General features: G+C 74.1%; 3 protein-coding genes. 2 read left to right on the forward strand and 1 reads right to left on the reverse strand.

Going from position 1 to position 6,140, the window contains the following annotated elements; all coding sequences use genetic code 11:
- Positions 1-40 precede the first annotated feature (40 nt).
- Positions 41-1,276 (reverse strand): SGNH/GDSL hydrolase family protein, encoded by a 1,236-nt coding sequence (locus ACH4UK_RS16815; protein WP_398356966.1) that lies wholly within the window; start codon positions 1,274-1,276, stop codon positions 41-43.
- A gap of 182 nt (positions 1,277-1,458) precedes the next feature.
- Here ACH4UK_RS16815 and ACH4UK_RS16820 point away from each other — a divergent pair, with 182 nt between their 5' ends.
- Positions 1,459-4,707, forward strand: coding sequence for a BTAD domain-containing putative transcriptional regulator (locus ACH4UK_RS16820; RefSeq protein WP_398356967.1), 3,249 nt, complete (start codon positions 1,459-1,461; stop codon positions 4,705-4,707).
- A gap of 123 nt (positions 4,708-4,830) precedes the next feature.
- Entirely contained in the window at positions 4,831-5,898 is a 1,068-nt protein-coding gene (locus ACH4UK_RS16825; protein WP_398356969.1) for a hypothetical protein, read from the forward strand.
- The last annotated feature ends 242 nt before the right edge of the window (positions 5,899-6,140 follow it).

Below are 6,140 nucleotides of genomic sequence, written 5' to 3' on the forward strand. Positions count from 1 at the left end.
GTTCCTTTGTCAGGGTGGTCAGCGGTGGGGCGGGCGGGGCTCACCGGAACAGCGCCAGGTCGATGGAGTCGCCCAGCGCGCGGCAGCCCGCGTCGTTGCCGTGCAGGTGGTCACCGGCGTGGAATCCGTCCCTGATCCGGCTCGGGTGGGCGGGGTCGCGCCAGACGGCGTCGAAATCCATGACCGCGTCGAAAGCGCCGCCGGTGCGGATCCACTCGTTGACTCTCTGCCGTACTTGCTCGCCCTGCGGCGTGTGGATCTCGTCGCCCTCGTACGGGGTGAGGGTGGGGGCGTGGACGCGCACCCCCCGCGCGCGGGCCCGGGTGATGAGCCGGCGGTAGCCGGCGATGAGGTCGTCGGCCGTCACCGGCGCACCGGGGAACAGGGCGAGGAAGTCCGCCGGCGGGCCGCTGCCGTCCCGGGGCGCGTAGGAGATGCCGATGTCGCCGAGGCCGATGGCCAGGACGACGTGGCCGAGTCCCGGCGTGGCCAGCACGTCGCGGTCGAAGCGGGCCAGGACCGAATCCCCCAGGCCCTCGTTCAGCATCCGGTTGCCGCTGATGCCTTGGTTGGAGACGCAGACGGGAGGGCCGTCGAGTTCCGCGAGACGCTCGGCCAGACGGTCGGTCCAGCGCCGGTTGGTGTCCGGGGTGGTGCCCGAGCCGTCGGTGTTGGAGTCGCCGATGATCGCGATGGTCGTGGCCCCGGCGTCGCCGCGCACCTCGATCGCCGAGATGAAGGCCTGCAGAGGCAGGGACTCGGCGTCGGCGGGCAGCGTGAGGGCGTCGACGCTGTTGCCCGGCACGGCCCAGGCGGTCTGCACGCCCATGGCATGGCAGGTGGCGCTCTTGACCGCCTCGGGCAGGTACAGGCTGATGGACAGATCGGAGAGCGCCGGCAGGGACAGCTCGATCGGGTCGCTGAGCATCGGCGCCCCGGTCGGGACGGTCACGGCCGGCCGGCCGTCGAAGGTGAGCACCCGCTCGCTGCCGGGCCGGATCCCGCCCTCGGGGGCCGCCAGGGCGATCCGGGCCGCGTCGACGGTCAACGGCGCGGTGCCGTACTCGTTGGTGATGCGCAGACGTACCTGCCGGCCGCCGCCGCTGATGCGCACCACCTGACGCAGGGTCGTGTCGGCGAACGAGGGCAGGGGACCGAACGCCTCGATCGGTGCGTGGGGCGACGTGCCCCACGTCCGCGCCCAGCCGCCGTCCGCTGTGTCCCCGGTGCCCATGGTCGTGGTGCCGTTGGCCGTGGTGCCGATGGTCCCGTTCATCGGGAACCTCCTCTGTCCGCGTGCGCGATCCGCACTGTCACCCGCGGCGATCGTCGTGACCGCCGCGGTACGCAAAGACTGGCGCGGTCCGCTCACAGGGGGCGCACACGGCGCTGACACGGGCCCCGGGAGCGCCGCGTGCGGATTTGGCTGCCGGAGTGCGCTCGCGCGAAGATCGGCCCATGGATGGGGACGCGCGGCTTCGCATCACGTTGCTCGGCACGTTCGAGGCGTCGCGCGGCGAGACGGTCCTGCCCGTTCCCGGAGCCCGGCTCCAGCGGCTCGTGGTGCGGTTGGCGCTCGCCGGGGGCCGCCCGGTCGGGCAGCGGACGCTCATCGAGGCGATCTGGCCCGAGCAATCCCCGGCCGGTCCCACGCACGCCCTGCAGGCACTCGTCTCGCGGCTGCGCAGGGCGTTCGGCGGAGCGGGCGCGGTCGTGCAGGCCGCGGGCGGCTACCGGCTGGACGTGGACGCACGGGACGTGGACGTGCTGCGCTTCGAGCACCTGGCCGCGGCCGGGCGGGAGCGGCTGCGCGAGCGTGACCCGCACGGTGCGGCAGCCCGGCTCGGTGAAGCCCTGGCCCTGTGGGGCGGGCATCCCGGCTCCGAGCCCCTGGCCGTCGCCGCGGTGGAGCCCGCATCGGCGACCCGTCTGGCCCAGGCGTCCCTGGAAGCCGTGCTCGACCTGGCCGAGGCCGAGCTGGCCGTCGGGAGCGCCGGCCGGGCCGCCGCTCGGCTGAACGTCCTGCTGACCGAGGATCCGCTTCACGAGCGGGCTGTCGCCCTGCTCATGGACGCCCTGGCGGCCCAGGGGCGTCAGGCCGAGGCCCTGGCCCGGTACGCGCGGTTCCGCGAAAGGCTGGCTGACGCCCTGGGCACCGACCCCGGTGCAGCGCTGCGCGAACGGCACCTGCGCCTGCTGCGCGCCCAGCAGCCCGAACCGCCCGCCCCCGCGGAGCCCGCAGCGTCCGCGCAGCGCCCGAGCAACCTGCCCGCGCCGCTGACCAGCTTCATCGGCCGTGAGGACGACCTGGCCCGTATCGACACCCTGCTCGCAGCCGGGCGACTGGTCACCGTGCTCGGGCCCGGCGGCGCGGGCAAGACCCGCCTCGCCCTGGAGGCCGCACGAGCGCAACTCCCCGCCCACCGCGACGGTGCCTGGCTGGTCGACCTCGCCCCGGTCACCGAACCCGGCAAGGTCGGCGGGGCCGTGCTGGCCGCGATCGGCCTGCGCGGCTCCGCGTTCTTCGACGGCCCGGGGCGGCGCGGCGAGACGCCCGACGATGTCGACGCGCTGGCCGACCAGCTGGACGGCCGTGCGTGCCTGCTCGTCATCGACAACTGCGAGCATGTCATCGATGTCGCGGCGCACCTGATCTCGGCGCTGCTGCTGCGATGCGCCGGACTACGGGTGCTGGCCACCAGCCGCGAGCCCCTGGCCGTCGACGGGGAGGCGTTGGTCCCGCTCGGTCCCTTGCCCCTGCCCGCCCCGGACGCGGGCATCGAGCAAGTCCGCGACGCGCCGGCGGTGCGCCTGTTCACCGAACGGGCAGCCGCCATGCGCCCCGGGTTCGAGGTCGACGACCGCCATGTCGTCGATGTGCTGCGCATCGTGCGCGGGCTCGACGGCCTGCCGCTCGCACTCGAACTGGCGGCGGCCCGCCTGCGCACGCTCTCCCTGACCGACCTGGCCGACGGGCTGTCGGACCGGTTCGCACTGCTCACCACCGGCCACCGGACCGCCTCCTCCCGCCACCGCACCCTGCGGGGGGTCATCGCCTGGAGCTGGGACCTCCTCGACGAGGACGCACGTACGGTGGCGGATCGCATCGCGGTCCTGCCCGGCAGCGTCACGCCCGCGTCGGCCGCCGCGGTCTGCACCGGAACCACGGTGCCGGTCCACAGCATCCCCGGACTTCTCGCCGATCTGGTCGACCGTTCGCTGGTGCAGCTCGCGCCGGACACCGGCCGGTACCGCATGCTGGAGACGATCCGGGAGTACGGTCGCGAGCGCCTGGCCGCACACCACACCCTGGTCGGCGTGCGGGACCTGGCCGCTCGCTACCTGGCCGACCTGGTGGCCCACTACGACCCACTGACCCGCGGTCCCCGACAGCTCGACGCCCTGCATACGCTGCGCGCTGAGCACGACAACGTGATCGCCGCCCTGCGCCACCTCTGCGACACGGGAGCCGCCGACGCCGCGGTCGCGCTGGCGGTCGACCTGACCTGGTACTGGCAGATCCGCGGCAGCCACGACGACGCCGTCCACTGGCTCGGGAAGACCCTCGCCCTGCCGACCGGGCACCCGGGCGTCAGGCACGACATCGCCCAGGCGATGCTCCAGCTCAACGCCCGCACCGGCCGGAGCGCACTGTTCAACGACCACGTCCACGAAGGAAGTCAGGACCTGCGGCGTCTGACCGGCCGTCTGCTCGGCCACCGCGAACTCCTCGGGCCCGTCGGTGCCCTGACCACCGTCCAACTCGCCCTCCTGCACCGAACCGATGAGAGCGAGGCGTTCATCCGGAGCGTCGTCGACGGGCCGGACATCTGGCTGGCCGGCTACGCCCGCATCTCACGCGCCCACGCCGCCGAGAACCGGGGTGATCTCGGCCGGGCACGTGACGACGTCGCAGCGGCCCTGCACTGCTTCACCCGGGCCGGCGACCACTGGGCCGTCGCCACGGCCCTGCCGCTGCGCTCGCTCCTGCGCCAGTACGACGGCGAACTCGACGACGCGCTCGCCGACTTGCGGGAGGCCGAACGGCTGGCCGGCGCATTCGGAGCGCTCAGCCCCGGCGACGAGATCTTCCTCGCCCTGCGCCAGTTCGATCTTCTCGTCCGCCTCGGCCGGACCGTACAGGCCACCGAGATGATCACCGGGATCCGGGAGCGCGCGCTGCGCTCGGCCTTACCCGAACCGGCGATCCTGCTCGACGCGCGCGAGTCCCGGCTGCACCTGCAGACGGGCGATCCGGACCGGGCCGGCCGGCTCATCGACGCGGCCGAAGCGGGTGTGCGCGAGCAGGGTCCGCACCTGGGCGGCCACGGGCGGGCGCTGATCGCGGCAGTGCGGGGCGAACTCTGCATCGAGCGCGCCGACGGGCCGGCCGCCGCGCACGCACTGCACCACGCGTACGCGGCGGCGATCCACAGCCGGGACCTCCCGATCGCGGCGACCGTGGCCGTGACCGTGGCCGGTCTCGCGGAACTGTACGAGCACCATCACGACGCGGCCGTCATCCTCGGCGCGGCCGCCCGCCTCCGGGGCGCGCACGACCTCACCGACCCGCAGATCGGAGCCCTGCACACACGCGCGCGGACGGCGCTCGGCGACACAGGCTTCAGCACGGCGTATGCCGCCGGCCGGCGACTGGACGTAGCCGCCGCCCTGGCCCGGGTCGATCCGGCGCGGGTACGCCGGTGACCGGCCCGCGACCGACCGCTCACACCTGACCGGCTCGACACGCCGGTCGCTCGCCCGGCAGGGGGAGCGAGATCGTTCCGGCGGCTGATGCCACCCTGCCGCACCCGATGCGACGTTCGGAGGGTGGGCAACAGGGTTGAGCGGACGGTGGCGGCGCGCTGGAGCGCTTGGTGGCGACGGTGGCCCGGCTGGGTGGGCCGGGCGACGATGCTGTGGGCGGCGGGGTATACCGGCTTCGGCTCGGTGTGCGCGCTGAGCGGGACCTCGTTGCTTCACCACGGGGGTGACTCGGGGGGCTTCGCGCTGGGTTGGGCGGTCGCGGCGTTGGGTGCGCTGGCCCTGTCGGTCAGCGGGGCGGTGGTGCGGTACGGGCTGCGGCCGTGGCTGCGGGTGCTGCTCCGGGTGGCCTGCTGGCTGGCCGGGACGACCGCGTTCAGTCTGCTGATGGATGTGATCACGCTGATGGTCGGTCAGGGAGTGGACAACCGGGCCGCCGCCGCGAACAAGGCGCTGGCGGCGGTCGGGGCGGTCCTGCTCGCGGCCACGGCCCGGTCCGACCGTCTGCCCGCCGGCACCGCCGTACGAGCACCGTCCTCCGCATCGCGGCGCGTCCAACTCACGGCATGGGCAGGGACGCTGGCCTTCGCCCCGTACACGGCGATGAAGCTGGTCTGGGCGTCCGGCGGCACGTTCGCGGGGATCACCGGCGAGGAGATGCTCGCGGTCTCGGAGCGGAACGGAGCATCGGGGGTCTTCCTCACCCTGGAGTCCTGGGGCCTGGACCCCACCGCGCTGCTGGCCGTGCTCGGCGTCTTTCTGCTCTGGGGCCTGGTCCGCCCCTGGGGGCAGGTCTTCCCGCGCTGGACGCTGTTCCTTCGCGGGAGGCGGGTGCCGCGCTGGCTCCCGCTCGCCCCGGCTCTGCTCGGCGCCGCCACACTGGCCCCGTACGGCGTCGTCGGGGTCGGATATCTGTCCCTGGCCACGGCGGGCTCGGTGACGATGCGGCGCGGTGATTTTCCCGGCACGGGTGACGCGCTGCTGGTCGGCTGGATCGGGATCGCGGCCTTCGCGGTCTACGGCGTCGCCCTGACCGTCGCGGCCCGCTCCTACTGGCTGCGGACCCGTCCCGCCCGCGGACCGGGGCAGACCGGGGCCGAGGACTCCCGGAGCGTGATGGCACACCCGTCATGACGGGGCGGAGAGCGCATGCTCCGCCGGCGTGGCGCGCAGGCCGCGCCCGACAGCGCCCGGTCCGTCGGACCGGGCGCTGTCGGTGGGGGCTACTTCGCCGGCTCGGGCTCCGGCTGCGCGTCCGCGTCGTGTACCGGGGTCTCGTCGGCGGGGGTCTTCACGGACTCCAGGAGGAGTTGGGAGACGTCGACGACCTGGATGGATTCCTTGGCCTGGCCGTCGTTCTTCTTGCCGTTGACGGA

It is taken from the genome of Streptomyces sp. NPDC020884 (assembly GCF_044333935.1).
Taxonomy (GTDB): domain Bacteria; phylum Actinomycetota; class Actinomycetes; order Streptomycetales; family Streptomycetaceae; genus Streptomyces.

Excerpts from the sequence above, each read along its gene's own strand:
- ACH4UK_RS16815 (WP_398356966.1), bottom strand. The coding sequence starts at position 1,276 with ATGAACGGGACCATCGGCACCACGGCCAACGGCACCACGACCATGGGC.
- ACH4UK_RS16820 (WP_398356967.1), top strand. The coding sequence starts at position 1,459 with ATGGATGGGGACGCGCGGCTTCGCATCACGTTGCTCGGCACGTTCGAG.